13 protein-coding genes are annotated in these 16,492 nt (G+C 69.8%); 7 read left to right on the top strand and 6 right to left on the bottom strand.

Features of this window, described 5'->3' with window-relative positions; genetic code table 11:
* Nucleotides 1-546: dGTP triphosphohydrolase (gene dgt, locus E1166_RS14120; RefSeq protein WP_132339123.1), on the bottom strand; the 546-nt coding region annotated here is incomplete at its 3' end.
* A gap of 125 nt (nucleotides 547-671) precedes the next feature.
* On the opposite strand from dgt, the gene E1166_RS14115 reads away from it, so the two are divergent.
* The 6 genes from E1166_RS14115 (at nucleotide 672) to E1166_RS14090 (ending at nucleotide 8,444) form a co-directional block, all read left to right on the top strand.
* The gene (locus E1166_RS14115) at nucleotides 672-3,074 is read left to right on the top strand and encodes a Tex family protein (RefSeq protein WP_243710342.1); all 2,403 of its coding nucleotides are present in this window, start codon (nucleotides 672-674) and stop codon (nucleotides 3,072-3,074) included.
* Nucleotides 3,075-3,182: 108 nt separating this feature from the next.
* Nucleotides 3,183-3,617: a hypothetical protein gene (locus tag E1166_RS14110; protein ID WP_132339121.1), complete on the top strand. Its 435-nt coding sequence runs from the start codon at nucleotides 3,183-3,185 to the stop codon at nucleotides 3,615-3,617.
* Between the two features lie 291 nt (nucleotides 3,618-3,908).
* The gene (locus tag E1166_RS14105) at nucleotides 3,909-5,114 is read left to right on the top strand and encodes an aminotransferase class I/II-fold pyridoxal phosphate-dependent enzyme (protein ID WP_347813025.1); all 1,206 of its coding nucleotides are present in this window, start codon (nucleotides 3,909-3,911) and stop codon (nucleotides 5,112-5,114) included.
* Between the two features lie 135 nt (nucleotides 5,115-5,249).
* Nucleotides 5,250-6,293, top strand: coding sequence for an ATP-grasp domain-containing protein (locus tag E1166_RS14100; RefSeq protein ID WP_165944334.1), 1,044 nt, complete (start codon nucleotides 5,250-5,252; stop codon nucleotides 6,291-6,293).
* The gene (locus E1166_RS14095; RefSeq protein ID WP_132339116.1) at nucleotides 6,286-7,503 is read left to right on the top strand and encodes a GNAT family N-acetyltransferase; all 1,218 of its coding nucleotides are present in this window, start codon (nucleotides 6,286-6,288) and stop codon (nucleotides 7,501-7,503) included. Before E1166_RS14100 ends, E1166_RS14095 begins: the two co-directional genes overlap by 8 nt.
* On the top strand, nucleotides 7,500-8,444 hold the full coding sequence (locus E1166_RS14090; RefSeq protein ID WP_132339113.1) for a pyridoxal-phosphate dependent enzyme: 945 nt from the start codon (nucleotides 7,500-7,502) through the stop codon (nucleotides 8,442-8,444). Before E1166_RS14095 ends, E1166_RS14090 begins: the two co-directional genes overlap by 4 nt.
* A gap of 44 nt (nucleotides 8,445-8,488) precedes the next feature.
* Here the strand turns inward: E1166_RS14090 and E1166_RS14085 are convergent, their stop codons facing one another.
* The 3 genes from E1166_RS14085 to E1166_RS14075 are packed head-to-tail and all read right to left on the bottom strand — an operon-like array spanning nucleotide 8,489 to nucleotide 11,879.
* Entirely contained in the window at nucleotides 8,489-9,727 is a 1,239-nt protein-coding gene (locus E1166_RS14085; RefSeq protein ID WP_132339111.1) for a glycosyltransferase family 4 protein, read from the bottom strand.
* Nucleotides 9,724-10,845, bottom strand: coding sequence for an NAD-dependent epimerase/dehydratase family protein (locus E1166_RS14080; protein ID WP_132339109.1), 1,122 nt, complete (start codon nucleotides 10,843-10,845; stop codon nucleotides 9,724-9,726). Before E1166_RS14080 ends, E1166_RS14085 begins: the two co-directional genes overlap by 4 nt.
* The gene (locus E1166_RS14075; protein WP_132339107.1) at nucleotides 10,839-11,879 is read right to left on the bottom strand and encodes a polysaccharide biosynthesis protein; all 1,041 of its coding nucleotides are present in this window, start codon (nucleotides 11,877-11,879) and stop codon (nucleotides 10,839-10,841) included. Before E1166_RS14075 ends, E1166_RS14080 begins: the two co-directional genes overlap by 7 nt.
* A gap of 264 nt (nucleotides 11,880-12,143) precedes the next feature.
* Here E1166_RS14075 and E1166_RS14070 point away from each other — a divergent pair, with 264 nt between their 5' ends.
* Complete coding sequence (locus tag E1166_RS14070) at nucleotides 12,144-13,568, top strand: hypothetical protein (RefSeq protein ID WP_132339105.1); 1,425 nt, start codon at nucleotides 12,144-12,146, stop codon at nucleotides 13,566-13,568.
* A gap of 96 nt (nucleotides 13,569-13,664) precedes the next feature.
* Here the strand turns inward: E1166_RS14070 and E1166_RS14065 are convergent, their stop codons facing one another.
* Both E1166_RS14065 and E1166_RS14060 read right to left on the bottom strand, forming a co-directional pair.
* The gene (locus E1166_RS14065) at nucleotides 13,665-14,840 is read right to left on the bottom strand and encodes a glycosyltransferase family 4 protein (RefSeq protein ID WP_243710341.1); all 1,176 of its coding nucleotides are present in this window, start codon (nucleotides 14,838-14,840) and stop codon (nucleotides 13,665-13,667) included.
* 37 nt (nucleotides 14,841-14,877) lie between these two features.
* Nucleotides 14,878-16,377, bottom strand: coding sequence for an oligosaccharide flippase family protein (locus tag E1166_RS14060; protein ID WP_132339103.1), 1,500 nt, complete (start codon nucleotides 16,375-16,377; stop codon nucleotides 14,878-14,880).
* Between the last annotated feature and the right edge of the window lie 115 nt (nucleotides 16,378-16,492).

Genomic DNA, 16,492 nt, shown 5'->3' with positions numbered 1-16,492 from the left:
GGGGTGGTCCAGCCGGGTCCACGGGTACTTGAGCATCGCCGCGCGGACCGCGGCGGTCAGATCGAGGCCGGTGGTCGCCGCGCCCCGGATCTCCGTGCTGGTGACGATCCGGTACGACTGGGCGTTGCCCTCGAACCCGTCGGGCAGCCCGAGCCGGTGCCGGGCCAGCCGGTCCAACACCCGTTCCCCCAGGTGCCCGAAGGGCGGGTGGCCCAGGTCGTGGGCGAGCGCGGCGGCCTCCACCACGTCCGGGTCGCAGCCGCCGAGTTTCTCCAGCAGCTCACGGTGCCGGTCGTCGGCGGTGAGCCGCTCGGCGATCGCCCGGGCCACCTGGGCGACCTTGAGGCTGTGGGTGAGCCGGTTGTGCACCAGCAGCCCCGAGCCGCCCGGGCTGACCACCTGGGTGACGCCGTTCAGGCGGGCGAAGAACGGCGAGGCCACGATCCGGTCCCGGTCGGCCCGGAACGGGCTGGCGGCCAGGTCGCCGAGGGCACGGGCGCTGCCGCCGAAGAGCCGCCCCGCCCGCGGATCCGCAGGTTGTTCCATGATCGCCACGCTAGCGCAGCACCCGGTCGCCCAGCGACGCGTCCGGCCGGGCGGGGGTGGTGGGCGACGTCGGGGATGGACGGCAGAATGCAGCACGGAACCCACAGCGAAGGCGGATCAAGATCGTGACCCAGTCTGTCCATCAGCGGATCGCCGACGAGCTCGGCGTCGCCGAACGTCAGGTTCGGGCGGCCGTGGAGCTGCTCGACGGCGGCGCCACCGTGCCGTTCATCGCCCGCTACCGCAAGGAGGCCACCGGCCTGCTCGACGACGCGCAGCTGCGCACCCTCGAGGAGCGGCTGCGCTACCTGCGCGAACTGGACGAGCGGCGGGCCGCCGTGCTGGAGTCCATCCGCGGCCAGGGCAAGCTCGACGAGGCCCTCGAAGCGCAGATCATGGCGGCCGACTCGAAGTCCCGGCTGGAGGACATCTACCTGCCGTTCAAGCCGAAGCGGCGGACCCGGGCGCAGATCGCCCGCGAGGCGGGACTGGAGCCCCTCGCGGACACGCTGCTCGCCGACCCGACGCAGGATCCGAAGACGACCGCCGCCGGCTACGTCGACGCCGACAAGGGCGTCGCCGATGCCGCCGCCGCGCTGGAGGGGGCGCGGGCGATCCTGATCGAGCGGTTCGCCGAGGACGCCGACCTGATCGGCACGCTGCGCGAGCAGATGTGGTCGCGGGGCCGCCTGGTCTCGCGGGTACGCGAGGGCCAGGAGACGGCGGGCGCCAAGTTCGCCGACTACTTCGACTTCGCCGAGCCGTACCCGAAGCTGCCCTCGCACCGGATCCTGGCGATGTTCCGGGGCGAGAAGGAGGGCGTGCTCGACCTGACCATGGACCCTGAGGCCGACGGCGACGCCGACGCCCCGGTCACCGGCCCGACCCGGTACGAGGCGGCGATCGCCGGCCGGTTCGGGGTCCGCGACGCCGGCCGGCCGGCCGACCGGTGGCTGACCGACACGGTGCGCTGGGCCTGGCGTACCCGGATCCTCATCCACCTCGGCGCGGACCTGCGGATGCGGTTGTGGCAGGCCGCCGAGGAGGAGGCCGTGCGGGTCTTCGCCACCAACCTGCGGGACCTGCTGCTCGCCGCGCCGGCCGGGGCCCGACCCACCATGGGCCTGGACCCGGGCCTGCGCACCGGGGTCAAGGTGGCCGTGGTCGACGGCACCGGCAAGGTGGTCGCCACCGACACGATCTACCCGCACGAGCCGCGCCGGCAGTGGGACGCCTCGGTCGCGACCCTGGCGAGGCTGGCCGCCGCGCACGGCGTCGAGCTGGTGGCGATCGGCAACGGCACCGCCAGCCGGGAGACCGACAAGCTGGCCGGTGACCTGATCAAGCGGCACCCGGAGCTGAAGCTGACCAAGGTGGTGGTCTCCGAGGCCGGCGCGTCGGTCTACTCCGCCTCCGCGTACGCCTCGCAGGAGCTGCCCGGGCTGGACGTGTCGCTGCGCGGCGCGGTGTCCATCGCCCGCCGCCTGCAGGATCCCCTCGCCGAGCTGGTCAAGATCGACCCGCGTTCCATCGGCGTCGGGCAGTACCAGCACGACCTGTCCGAGGTGAAGCTGTCCCGGTCCCTCGACGCCGTCGTGGAGGACTGCGTCAACGCCGTCGGGGTGGACGTCAACACCGCGTCGGCGCCGCTGCTCACCCGGGTCTCCGGCATCGGGGCCGGGCTGGCGGAGAACATCGTCCTGCACCGCGACGCGAACGGGCCGTTCCGCACCCGCGCGGAGCTGAAGAAGGTGCCCCGGCTGGGGCCGAAGGCGTTCGAGCAGTGCGCGGGCTTCCTACGCATCCCCGGCGGCGACGACCCCCTCGACTCCTCCAGCGTGCACCCGGAGGCGTACCCGGTGGTCCGGCGCATCCTCGCCCACACCGGGCAGGACCTGCGCTCCCTGATCGGGAGGTCGGCAATCCTGCGCGGGCTGCGGGCCACCGACTTCGTCGACGACACGTTCGGTTTGCCCACCGTCACCGACATCCTCGCCGAGTTGGAGAAGCCGGGCCGGGACCCCCGCCCGGAGTTCCGGACGGCGACCTTCGTGGAGGGGGTCGAGAAGATCAGCGACCTCACCCCCGGCATGGTGCTGGAGGGCGTGGTCACCAACGTGGCCGCGTTCGGCGCGTTCGTCGACGTCGGCGTGCACCAGGACGGCCTGGTCCACGTGTCGGCGATGTCGCACACCTTCGTCAAGGATCCGCGGGACGTGGTCAAGTCCGGCGACGTGGTGAAGGTCCGGGTGCTCGACGTGGACGTGCCGCGCAAGCGGATCTCGCTGACCCTGCGGCTGGACGACGACGCCGCCGCCGGCCGGGGCGGTACGGACGGCAGCCGGCGCGAGCGTGGCGGCGAACGGCGCGGGGACGCCGGGCGCGGGGCCCGGGGCGGCTCCAACGGGCGTGGTGGCCGCGACGGCCAAGGCACCCACGGCGGGCAGCCGCGGCAGGCCCGGGGCAGCGCGACCCCGCCGGCCGACAGCGCGATGGCGGACGCGCTGCGGCGCGCCGGCCTGGCCTAGCAGGAGCCCTCGGGCGAGCGGAAGCTGATGCCGCGGACGGATCGGGAGCATGTCCGTCCGCGGCCGGACGATCGCCGGATCCTCGCCTCGGGGCGTACCGTCTGGGTCGTGGGTGAGCACGACGGCCGGGACTGGCGGGAGCAGCGGCGGCGGGCGGTGGCCGCGCACGCCGCGGCCGACGAGAGCCGACGGGCGGCCGAGGCCGCAGAGGCGGCGGAGCTGGTCGCCTGGTTCGTGGCGGAGGCCCACCGGCGCGGTCTGCCGACCGAGCGCCTGACGGCGCGGTCGTACGACGGCCGGGGGCGCTACCGGACGCGGCTGCGCGGCTGGTACGTCGACCGGGCGCGCAGCCGGGCGGTCGACGTTGACGGCCGCTTCCACCTGATGACCGTGCCGGGTGGCCTGCGGGCGCGGCTGTTCGGGGCGGACCCGCGACCCAGCCCGCCGCCGCTGGTCGTTGGCGCGGGCGGGCGGGACGGCGAGTCCATGCCGCTGCAGGCGATGCTCAGTCGACGGCTGGACGATGCCACCCAGACAGGCTGAACCGCCGGCCTGAGCAGGCCGGCGAGCACTCTCGCGCACCGCGATTCCACCAGCGCGTGCCGCTGGACCTGCTGGCCGGGTTGACGGGCCGGACTCTACCGCGTCGCAGGAGCGGTACCCGTGTCCTACCGACACGACTGACGGTTGATCCCGTCGTGAGCTGTGCTGGCAGCCACCGGCAGAGCCGACAACGAAACCCCCACGCCTTTTGATGCACTTCATGCTGTTTGGGCGTTTCGATAACTTGGCTGGTTTGATCCTGTTAGAAAGCTTAAGTTCCTAGATGACCGCTTGCCACTGGAGGTCCGGTTGAACCACCGCTCCGGAAACCTCAGCCTGCCGACCCCCCGCGATGCCGGCCGGACCACCCACGAGATCTACCTGTCCGCTCCGGACGTGGGACCGCTCGAGGAGTCGTTCCTGGTCAGCGCACTGCGGTCCGGATGGGCCGCCCCGGCCGGGCCGGAGCTGACCGCATTTGAGCGGGAGATCGCAGAGCGGGTGGGCGTGAACGCCGCCGTGGCGCTGTCCTCCGGCACCGCCGCGCTGCATCTCGCGCTGCTCGGTCTCGGGGTCGGACCGGGACAGGTCGTCGTCGTGCCCACGCTGACCTTCGTCGCGACCGCGAACGCTGTCACGTACACCGGGGCAAGGCCGGCCTTCATCGACAGCGACCCGGCAACCGGCAACATCGACGTGTCGCTGCTGCCCGAACTGCTCGAGAAACTCCAGGCGTCGGGCCAGCGAGTCGGCGCGGTGCTGCCGGTGGACATCTTCGGGACGTGTGCGGACTACTCCGCCCTCCTACCCATCTGCGCCGCGGCCGGCGTGCCGGTCGTCGAGGACGCCGCGGAGGCGCTGGGATCCGCCCATCGGGGTCGTCCAGCCGGCTCCTTCGGCGCGGCCGCGGCCCTGTCGTTCAACGGCAACAAGGTCATCACCACCTCCGGTGGCGGCATGCTGCTCTCAGACGACCGTGTGCTCGTGGAGCGCGCGCGGTTCCTGTCCACGCAGGCCCGGCTGCCGGTTTCGCACTACGAGCACCCCGAGGTGGGGTACAACTACCGGCTCAGCAACCTGCTCGCCGCGGTCGGACGGGCCCAGTTGCAGCGGCTCGACGAGATGATCAGGCGGCGCCGCCAGGTGCGGGAACTGTACGCCAACCTCTTCGCCACCGTGCCCGGCGTCCGGCTTCTCGGGAACTGCGACGACGAGGCCAACTGCTGGTTGACCTGCATCGTGGTCGAGCCGGACCGGGCCGGTTGGCACGCCGCCGAGTTGGCTGCGCACCTCGCTGGGCACGGCATCGAGAGCCGCCCGATCTGGAAGCCGCTGCACCTACAGGCGGCGTACGAGAACTCGGGCGGCCTGCTGACCGGTGCCGCCCAACGGCTGTTCGAGACCGGGCTGGCGCTACCCAGCGGTTCGATGCTGTCCGACCGTCAGCGCGCGACGGTGTTGAAGACGATCAGGGCCTTTCTGGCGGCCTCCGGCTGATCGAGGCCGACCGGCGACGCGACCTGTCGCGCCGGGTGCCGGGCACGCAGGCCAGTCATGAGCACCCGCATAGCTCACTGTTCCGGATATATCCCTGATTTCAGCAAATCAGCGGCCCAGCGGAGGGAACACCGATTGAACATCCTGCTGACGTCAGCCGGGCGCCGTAACTACCTCGTCCAGTGGTTCGTCCAGGCACTGGCGGGCACCGGCCGGACGGGCCGCGTCTTCGTGGCGGACCGCGACCCCCGGGCCCCCGCTCAGGTTGCGGCCGACGGCTTCATCCCACTGCCGCCGTACCGGTCAGCCGACTACCTCACCACCCTGGGTCAGGAGTGTGCGCGGCACGAGATCTCGCTCCTGGTCCCGCTCAACGACTACGAGCTGTCGGCTCTGGCCGGCGAGCCGGCAGCCGTCCTCGCTGCCGCCGGCACCCGGGTGCTGGTTCCCCGGCTCAATATCCAGCGGACCATCGAGGACAAGTACGCCTGCGCCGAGCTGGTCAGGGCTGCCGGCGTCGCCACGCCGACCACCCGCCTCGGCTCGGACCTGCTCGCCGATCCCGCCGCCCGGGACGACCTCGGTGACCGGCTCGTGGTGAAGCACCGGTTTGGCAGCGGCTCCTCCGGACTGGTCTCCTGCACCACCGACGATCTGGAAGCGCAGCTGCGCGTGTGCGCGCTCACGGCCCCGGACCGGTCTGGTCTGGCGTCATCCGACCCGGATCAGCCGCGGTACGACCTGGTTGTCGTCCAGAGCCGAATCCTCGGCGTCGAGTACGGCATCGACGCCGTCGCCGATTTCCGGGGTCGGCACCTGGCGTGCCTGGCCCGACGCAAGCTCAGCATGCGAGCTGGCGAGACCGACCGGGCGGTCACCGTGGACCCCCGCCCGTTCGCCGAAGTCGGCGGCCGGATCGCGGACGCGGTAGCGGCGCCGGGCCTCATCGACCTCGACGTCATCGTCGACGAGACCGGCAGGTCCTGGGTCATCGACGTCAACCCCCGCTTCGGCGGGGGCTACCCCTTCAGCCACCTCGCCGGGGCCGACGTACCCGCCTGCTATGCGGCGTGGCACTCAGGCCTGGAACACGACCCGAAGTGGTTGACGGCGACGCCCGGCGTGACAGCCGCCAAGTACGAGTCACTGACCACGATTGCGGGGTTCGATCGTGAATAGCCTCGGCGCTCCGGTCAACCCTCTGGACCAGCTCGAACGCGAACAACTCACCGCCACCGTCGAGACTCGGATCCGGCGCCACAACGCCGCCAAGCGGATCATGGACGTGGGCTTCGCCGGCATTCTGCTGCTCCTGACCGCGCCGGTGCTGCTCGCCGTCGCCGCCGCGATCCGGCTGCTCGACGGTGGACCCGTCCTGTTCCGCCAACCCCGTCTGGGGTTCCGGGAGACCACCTTCACCCTGTTCAAGTTCCGCACCATGCGACCACCGGCCCGGGGGCCGGTCAGCGGTCGCGACGACAGGCAGCGCCTCACCCCGCTCGGGCAGTTCCTCCGCACGACCAGCCTGGACGAGCTGCCACAGCTACTGAACGTGCTCCGGGGAGACATGTCCCTGGTCGGACCACGGCCGCTGTTCACCCACTACCTGCCGCACTATCGCGACGACGAACGGCTGCGGCACACCGTCCGACCGGGCATCACCGGGCTCGCCCAGGTGCGGGGACGGAACCACATGGGATGGGACGACCGCCTGCGGGCCGACGTCGAGTACGTCACCCACACCTCACTTCGCACCGATCTCAGCATCCTCTGGCGTACCCTCGCCGGGGTTGTCCGCCGCCGAGACGTGGTCGTCATCCCGGGCGACCTGGGCGAGCCCCTGCACGTCGAGCGCACCTATCCGGTCGTCGACGGGCTGGGGCTGAGACGGCTGCGGACCAGCGACCTCGATCAACGGGTGCGCTGGGTGAACCATCCCGCAACCCGGTGTCACACCCGGATGGAACCAGTGACACCGGAGTCGACCCACGAGTGGTTCACCCGGGTACGCCAGGACTCGGACCGCCATGACCTCGTGGTGTTCGAGAAGGCCACCGGCCAGGTGGTCGGCATGGCGGGTCTCATCCCGCGCGCACCCGGCGCAGCCGAGTTCTACGTCTTCATCGACCCAGAGCAGTATGGGCGCGGCATTGGCCGGACCGCGACCCGCCTGGTGTGCCACTGGGCGTTCGAACAGCTCCTGTTGGACGAGGTGATGCTGACGGTGCACCGGGACAACGTCGCCGCCTGCCGGATCTACGAGTCGCTCGGCTTCCGGGACGTGGGAGGTGCCGATGGCCGACGTGCGATGGCGCTGACGCGCGACCGCTTCCCGGCCGTCCACCTGGCAGGGCGTCCGGCGCCACACGCGGAGGTCACGGTCGGATGACGGCGCTGCCGGAGCAGGCGACGCCGAAAACGGCTGTTTCCAGTCTCCCGCCCAGCCCGTTGGAGCCCTGGGACCGGATCGGCCGTCGGCTCGGGGTCCGTCTCCTCGTCAAGCGGGACGACCTCCTGCCGTTCCCGCTGGCCGGGAACAAGGTACGAAAGCTCGTTCGGGAACTGTCGGCCCGCAGGGTGCGCGCCGGCGACGTGCTGATCACCACCGGCGGAGTGGACTCCAATCACTGCCGCACCGCCGCCCTGCTGGGTGCCCGACTGGGCCTCGATGTCGAACTGGTTCTGCACACTCGCGCCGGCATCGAGGTGTCGGAGACGTTGCCGGTACGACTCGCGCGTGCCCTGGGTGCTGCGGTGCACCTCGTCGACCCGACCGACGTGGGTGCCCGCATCGATGAGCGCCGCACGGTGCGGGCCACCGCGGGCAACACGGTCCACGTCATCCCCGGCGGCTGTCACACCCGGGCCGGCGTGGCGGCGTACGCCGACGCCGCCGCAGAACTCCTCGATCAGCTCGGCTCGGCGCCCGACGTCCTGGTGTTGGCCTCCGGCACCGGGGCGACCCAGGCGGGCCTCGTCGCGGGGCTGCACCGCGCGGGTTGCCGCACCCGGGTTGTCGGGATATCTGTCGCCCGCCCCGCCTGCCGAGGCGGAGCCGCCGTACGGGAAGCGCTTTCGTGGGTCGACGGCGGGGCCGAGATTCCGGTCGAGTTCCTCGACGAATTCATCGACGGCGGGTACGGCGTCGCCTCCGACGCCACCCGGGACACGGTCCGGCTGGCCTGGCGGCTCGGCCTGCCCCTCGATCCCACGTACACGGGTAAGGCGTTCCGCGGCCTGACCGAGCTGGCCGACTCCGGAGCCTTTCCGCCGCACGCCACCGTCGTCTTCTGGCACACCGGTGGGCTGATGAACCAGTTGGTCGAGTGACGGTCGCCCCGGCGAAGCGGCGGGCTCCGCCGCGTTTCGCCGGGTCAGGTGCGACAGTGCCCGGAGCCCAGCTTCGTCAGGACGTCCTCGACCTGGTCGACTCCGGCCGCCCTCGACATTCGCTCCTGGTAGACGCGGCGAGCCCGCTGCCCCATGGCGATCCGCTCCGGTTCGGGCATCCTCGCCGCGGTGGCAAGGGTACGCACCAGGGCCGGCACGTCCTCGGGAGGGCAGGTCAGCCCCACTTGGGCCGAGTCGACCAACGCCGCGACATCACCCCGGGCGGCAACCAGGACGGGACGGCCGCAGGCCAACGCCGCCTGAAGCTTGGACGGCACCGTACCGCGCAGCGCCGCCAGATCCCGCAGCATGACGAGCTGGAAATCCGCGGCCGCGTACAGCTCAGCCATCTCCTCGGGGCGACGCCGCCCGAGGAACCGTACATTCGTCGCACCGAGTTCATCCGCGAGCCGGCGCACCCGTGCTTCCTCGGTACCCGACCCGACCAGGACCAGATCGACCAGATCCGGCAGTGCGACCGCGGCCCGCACCGCCACGTCGATGCGCTGGAACGGGCCGATGTTGCCCGCGAACATGACCGTACAGCGCCCGCGGTGCCCGATCGCCGTTCGGCCGGCTGCCGTCGGCGGCACCGGCCGGAACAGCTTCTCGTTCGCCCAGTTCAGTACGACCCGGACCCGCTCGGGATCGGCGCCACGCTCGACCACGAGCTGCCCCATGGCCGGCGAGAGGACGACGATGGCGCCCGCGGCCCGGTAGAGCCTCCGCATGGCACCCGCGAGCGTCCGATCGATCAACCGCCCGGCGAAGCCATCGGGAACCATCGATGAGGCGGTGACGGACTCTGGCCAGATGTCCTGCACGTGCAGCAGGAACGGCGTTCCTCGGACCAACCTCGACAGGATCGCGGCCGAGGCGGCGGTGGCCGGCGGATGGTAGACGTAGATCGCCTCCACGCCGGCCAGGTACCTCAGCCCGGCCGCCGAACTCGACGCCGCGAACGAGAGGAAGTTGGCCGCGCGGCGCACCGCCGAGCCGTCGTGGCTGGGATAGATCGGAACGCGCCGGACAGCCAGCTGACCCGCTTCCTCGCGGGTTCCCCATCGCTGCCGGTATCCCTGGTAGACCCGGCCACCGGGATAGTTCGGGTAGGCGGTCAGTACCCGGACCTCGTGCCCCCGCTCGGCGAGTTCGCCGGCCAACCCGCCTGGGATGACGGCGGGCTCGGGCGGGTAGAACTGCGAGACGACACCGATCCTCACGTCGTGACCACCAACTCTGTCCGGCTCTCGACGGCTTCCGGGTAGGTGTCCGGACGCGCCGGATCGAACAGCTCGTTGGTCCAGAAGAGCGTCAACAGGTCATCGGACCCCGTGTTGGTGATGTTGTGCGCCCACATGGTTGGCATGTCCACGACTGCCGGCTCGTCACCACTGACGGCGAACCGTACGACGTCGTGGTGGCCCACCCGACGCAGGCTGATCTCAGCGCTGCCGCGCAGAACCGCGAAACGCTCCACCTTGGCCAGGTGGAAGTGCTCGCCTCGGGTGACCCCGGGCCGGGTTGTCGAGTAGAAGGTCTGCCCGCCACCGCTGTGCGCTTTGACCGCCTCGACCAGGTCGCCCCGGCCATCCGTGCGGCGCGGCAGCGGCAGGGGGTAGTCACGCGGGAAGCGGTAGGCGCGGTAGGTGTTGAACAGCCGCACCGAGTGCCGGTCGGTCAGGGGTGGAATCTCACCCCGCCGGTACAGGTCCGCATAGCCGGTCAGGCGCTCGGCCAACTCCCGCACGCCGATACGTAGACCCGGCATGGCACCGTCCCAGGGCCCATCGGCGGGCGCGTCGATCAGGCGGGCCGCGGCGTCCGAGACGTGCACCAGCGTCATCTCGCGGTCCTCGTGCACCTCCGGTACCCGGCCCTCGGCGAGCAGATGGCAGAAGGTCGCCGTGCAGGCGTTGTAGAAGGGCCGACCGTGTTCCCCGTACAGGTTGGCCAGGCGCACGTCGTCCAGATCCGGCCGCACGTTGGACAGCGTCGCCGCGGCCACCGCCTTGGAATCGCCGTACGGAGTTCCGTTGCCGGCCTGCACCGAGTTGGCGAACACCACCGATGTGGGCGGGACGGCGCAGCGCGTCAGGGCCTTGGCCAGCGTGGTGGCCAACTGCACGTTGCCCGCGGCGACCTCCGTCGGGTCGCCACGGTTGACGCCGGCGAGGTGCACGACACGGTCGATCCCGTCGATCTTCGCCGCGACCGCCGCCGGGTCGTCGAGGTCTCGTCGGGTGACCACCACCGGTTCGGGCCAGCCGAGCGCGCGGGCCAGGACCCGGACATGCCAGCCGAGGAATCCGTCGGCACCGGTGAGGGCGAGCCTCAGCACGCCAGCACCGGATCCCGTAGCGCCAGCTCCGCCCGGATCTCCGGCAGAGTGCGCAGCAGGTCCATGATCTGGGGTACGTCGAGCCGAGGCGCGTTGGCGGAGTTGAAGTCCTCGGTCGGCCCTTCGACGAGTTCGCCCTCGGAAACGTAGAGGGAGTAGTTGAGGTCACGAGCGTCAAACGGCACCCGCAGGAAGTCCCCGAAGTCGTCGGCCCTCGTCAACTCCTCCCGGCTGGCGAGCGTCTCGTCCTGCTTCTCACCGTGTCGCACCCCGATCACGTCGAGCTTGGTGGGGACGTCGAAGAGCCGGCAGGTCGCATCCGCGAGGTCGCCGACGGTACAGGCGGCCGCTTTCCGGATGAAGATGTCACCGGGCCGGGCGTGCGCGAAGGCGTGCTCCACCAGTTCCGCCGAGTCGGCGAGCGACATCAGGAAACGCGTCATGTTCGGATCGGTGACGGTCGGCGCGCGGCCTGCCTTGATCTGCTCGACGAAGAGTGGGATGACCGATCCCCGCGAATACATCACGTTGCCGTAGCGGACGCAGGACACCGTCATCGCGCTGTCGGGGTTGTTGCGGGCGTACGCCTGGGCGACCTTCTCCATGAGGGCCTTGGTCATGCCCATGGCATTCACCGGGTAGACGGCCTTGTCCGTACTGAGCAACACGACCGACTCGACGCCGCCGCGGTCCGCCGCCTTGATCACGTTGGCGCTGCCCAGGACGTTCGTTCGTACCGCCTCGATGGGGAAGAACTCGCAGGAGGGCACCTGCTTGAGTGCCGCCGCGTGGAACACGAAGTCGACGTTCCGGCTGGCCTGCAGCACCGACTCGTAGTCGCGGACGTCTCCCACGTGGTATCGGACCCGCTCGTCACCGAGCAACCGGCGCATGGAGTCCTGTTTGGACTCGTCTCGGCTGAGGACACGGATCTCCTCGACGCCACGGTCGAGTAGCCGTCGCACCATGGTCTGGCCGAAGGAACCGGTGCCACCCGTGATGAGCACGCGTCGTCCGCTGATCAGAAAGGTCATGCTGGCTGTACTTCCTCACAGGATCGGGGTCGGGCCATCCATCCCGCCCGTACGGACCTGATGGGCAACCCGGACACCCCACAATCTACTGAAAACGGGCAAAACCACTGTAGCTACTGAGCATTTTTCTGTTCCCGCAATCGCCCTACATCCCTGTAAATGACCGAACACCGCCGAGGGTGACGGATCATCTGATACAAACCTTTTAAGCCCGACAGATAACCATGAAGAGCATTCGTTTAAAGGCTTCGGAAGGTGGCCAGAGTGCCGCAGTTGGATACGTTGGCCGGCAGTACTGTTCGCCACCGCGGGGACGACACGCGACAGGTCGGACCCGGCACGGGTCGACACCTACGGCACCACGACGCCCTCCCGTCCGCCGCCCGGGTCACCCCGTCTTCCCGGATGCTGTGCCTGCCACTGCTGATCGCGTTGACCTGGATGCTCGGCACCTTCGGCGCCTTCTGGTTCACCCGGCTGGCTGCCCGGGTACCCGACCCCGGAAAGCTCTGCCTCTTCGTGCTGGGGGCGACCGCCATGTTCGCCGTCGGTTACCTGTTTCGGATCCACGCGGCGAGGCCCCGACAGGTAGCGCACACCGAGCCGTCGGAGCAGTTGCGGCGGGTGTCTCGATTGATCTTCTGGGGTGCCTGCTACTACGCCGCCGTGGGGCTCGCCCGGCTCGCCGAGTTCGGTGCCAGCGGTCCCGAGAGTCTGGTGACGAGCATCCGGGATCCCGCAACCGGCTATCTCAACAAAATGGAGGTCTATCAACTACGCACGGAGCAGCAGAGCCCGGTCATCATCACCCTGGCCCTGCTCGGCGCGCTCGGGACTGTGCTAGCCCCGCTGATGGTGATTTACTGGCGCAAGATTTCCCTGCGGCTCCGCGTGGCCGGCATCGCCGGCATGGCTCTCTATGCGCTCTTCTACCTCTACATCGGAACCATGAAGGGGATCGGCGACCTCGCCGTGATGTCGGCGGCCGGGCTCCTCATCATGGCCGCCGGACGCGCCCGGCGGCAGCGGCGGGTCAATCGCAAGCGGGAAATGGCGATCGCAGCCACGATCTTCGTTCTCGTCGGCGGGTACATGCTCCACGCCCAGACCGACCGGGCCACCCAGTTCGAGTCCCCGGACAGACCGGCACCCAACCAGACGTTGGAACGGCTCGTCGGACGTGAGGCGGCGGGCGGACTGACCTCCGCGGTGTCATACCCGACCCAGGGCTACCTCGGCCTCGCGTACAACCTGGAGACGCCGTTCGAGTGGTCGGACGGGCTGGGCAGCTCGCCCGCCCTCACCAACCTGTTGGAGCGGACACTGCAGGTCGCCCCGGAGAAGCACCTGGCCTATCCCCACCGCACCGAGGAACTGAGCGGGTGGCCGGCCCTGATGTACTGGGCGACGATCTATCCGTGGCTCGCCTCGGATCTCACCTTCCCCGGCACCGTGCTCTTCATGGGGCTGCTCGGGTGGTTCTTTGCGCACTGCTGGCTGCGAGCGATCTACCATCGCCGGCTCCTGGCAATGCTGATCTTCGGACAGCTCTGCATCCTCATCGCGTACATCCCCGCCAACAACCAGTTGGGGCTCGCGTCGGAATCAGTGGCCGGCGTCACGACGCTGCTGATCCTGTACGCGGCAACGGCTCTGGGCCGCCGGTCACGGTCGGCGCTCACCGGGTGAGCCACCGGTCCGCAAACGCCGGCTCTCCTGCCCACACCACGAACAGCCGGGGCGCCGCAGGTAGCGCCCCGGCATCACCCCTGCCCTCTCATCCGGTCAGCGGCGCAGCTCGGCCAGGAAGGCACCCAACGATTCGGCGTACGCACGGTAGTCAAAGGACTCCAGCGCCTGGGCACGCGCGGCCTTACGCATCGAACGCCGCTCCGTCACGCTCAGCCGCATGGCCCATCGGAGCGTATCGACGAGCGCTCCGACCGAGTGGTCACGGCACACCAGACCGTCGACACCGTGGTGGAGGTACCTTCCCAGGTCGCTGGTGATGTTCGCGATGACGGGAGTCCCGTTCGCCATACTTTCGCAGAACTTCGTGGAGAAGCCAGCCTGGTTGGCCCGTTCCGGACGGCGAAGGAGGATACTGAAGTCCGCCTTCTGCAGTTCGCGCGGAATCTCTTCCTGAGGAATCCTTCCGAGCGCCCGCACCCCGGGTGGCAGCTCCGCGCCACCGAGCAAGCCCCGCACGTCCGCGACCGACGGCCCGAACACCCGCAGTTCAACCTGGTCGCCCTGGGGATCGACGAAACTCACCGCCTCGATGATGGTGACGAGAAGGTCCTTGTTGTTCCGCCCCGGGGTGCCGGCATAGACCAACGACAGGCCGGACGCGTCGGGCCGCGCACCGTCCAGGTCGACCCCCATGCCTTCCACGTCCAGAGTCGGAGGGACCCGGAGCACCGCCCGCCCCCGGTTGCGGTAGTGGTCCTCGAGGAAGGTGCTGATGGCGATGACTCCGTCGCACCGAGCGTAGTAGTGACGCAGGGCCGCCTTCATGCTCAGGTGAAGGGGACCGAAGTAGCCCCCCCGCACATACCGGCCGTTGTACCAGTCGACAACGTCCGCAATCAGTGGGATCTGGTGTCGCCGGCACCATCGGCGCAGGTGAACCATGTACTGAGCGAAGCCGCCGTGCACAAGGACGTGCGTCGGCCTGGTCGGCTGATCGTCCAACCACCGAACCGTCCGCCGACCCCAGCGGAGAAACATCTGCACGGAGCTGTCGATGAGCCCGCTGCCTGCCGGTGGCATTTCCCCGAGCCCGACGTAGGTGACCGATCCCGGCCCGTCGACGTCCAGGACGGTGAGCGACGACGGTTCGGCACCGCCACTTCCCACCACCACGTCGTAGCCAGCGGCAGCCAGCGACCCCGTCAGGCCGAAGACCCGGCGCGATCCCGGCAGTCCCCAGGGAAAGGGCACCGGGCTGACGACCGCCACCCAGTCGCCTCGTCGTGTCATGCCTGCCTCCGTGAAATCAATCGTGTGCGGCGACGCGACCAGCGGTGTGACCGGTCCGGTCACCGTCCGCGTGAGCCGCCTTCCTGGTGGTGTCTTCTTCGTGGACGGCCAGCACTCGGCGGTAGCCGTACAGGGCGGCCGGCATGACCGTCAGCAGGTAGGCGCCCGCGCCGACGAAGGGGACCGCCTCGACGCCGGACATTCTCAGCCCGTAGATCTTGGCTGGCACGGACACCACGAAGTACAACGCGTAACCGATGATCTGCGGGCGCACGAGGCCAGCGGCATTCTGGACCATCAGGCGTGGCGACACCGCGGCGAGCAGGGCCCACCACAGTCCGAAACCGACCAGCAGCCACCTGTTCTCCACCGCCACCGGCAGCCAGGCCGCGAACAGCCGGTCGCCGACCAGCACCAGGATGACAGCCGGTCCGAGCACGGCACAGGTGGAGATGACCGTCATCCGTCGGACAGTGCGCCGGACCCAGGCCACCCGCCCTCGCATCAACGCTTCCCCGTGCAGTGGCCAGAGCGGCTGGTTGACCATCGTCACGATGAGTCCAAGCTGGTTGAAGAGCTTGGCGACGACGGCGAACACTGCGAGGCTCGACAGACCCACGACATGGGCGACGATCAGGCCATCAGCATTGTCCGACAAAGTCGTGACAACCGTGAGCACGAAGAACAACCCGCTCAACCGGAGCAACCGCCGCGCGGCGGCCCGGTCCACGAATCGCAGGCCCGGCCGCATTTCCCGCATCGGCCAGCCGTACGTCCACAGGAAGTTGGCGATGTTGACGAACACCATCCCGCTGACGCTGCTGGTCACCACCAACGCAGGCGGAAGCTCGGCGTGGATCGCGAGAAGCGCCATCGGCAGGATGGCCGCCCCTCCGGCGGCCTGCCAGATAATACTGGCCCCGACCCGCTGGTAGGCGTACAGCACTCGGCAGGTCAGGGAGAGGGGTACGTTCAACAGGTATCCGGTCAGTCCGGCCAGCGCGACCGCCCGCGCCGTCCCCGGTGGCACGCTCGCACCGGCGTTGAACAGGTCGGACCACGGAATCAACGAGGCGAAGCACCACATGACGGCGACGCACGTCAGGGCCGTGCCCGACACCACCACATAGGCGGTGGAAATGTACCGGCGCGCCCGCTCGACGTCTCCGGTCGCGTAGCAGGGCGCGAGCTTGGTCATCAGACCGTTGCTGAGACCGAGGTCGACGAGAGCCACCATGCCGCTGACCGCGAGAACAGCCGCCCACAGGCCGTAGAGGTCGGGACCGAGGTAGGACAACAGGACCGGGATCAGCACGAGCGGTGTGACGGCGCTGACGATCCGGCTCAGAGCGGCCGTGGTGATCCAGGATGCCAATCGCCGCCAGACCGGACGCTGGGGCCGCCCACCAGCCACGTCCGCCTCGTCCCGCACGGACCCGTGGACCCGCCGCGGGTCGGGCGAACGGGTGAGGGTTGACGGCGACGGGTCAGTGGCCTCGCTTCGGGAGGCGTGCATGGATTCCACTCCTCCCGCCTCGGTCCGGACGTTCAGTCAACGAAACCGACGATCATCCGGTAACGCAGAATGTCCGTTGAGGACATCGCTCCCCGTGAAGGCGGCAGTCCGGCCT

This window comes from Micromonospora sp. KC213 (genome assembly GCF_004348325.1).
GTDB lineage: Bacteria > Actinomycetota > Actinomycetes > Mycobacteriales > Micromonosporaceae > Micromonospora.
This window is presented reverse-complemented; position numbering and strand designations above follow the sequence as displayed.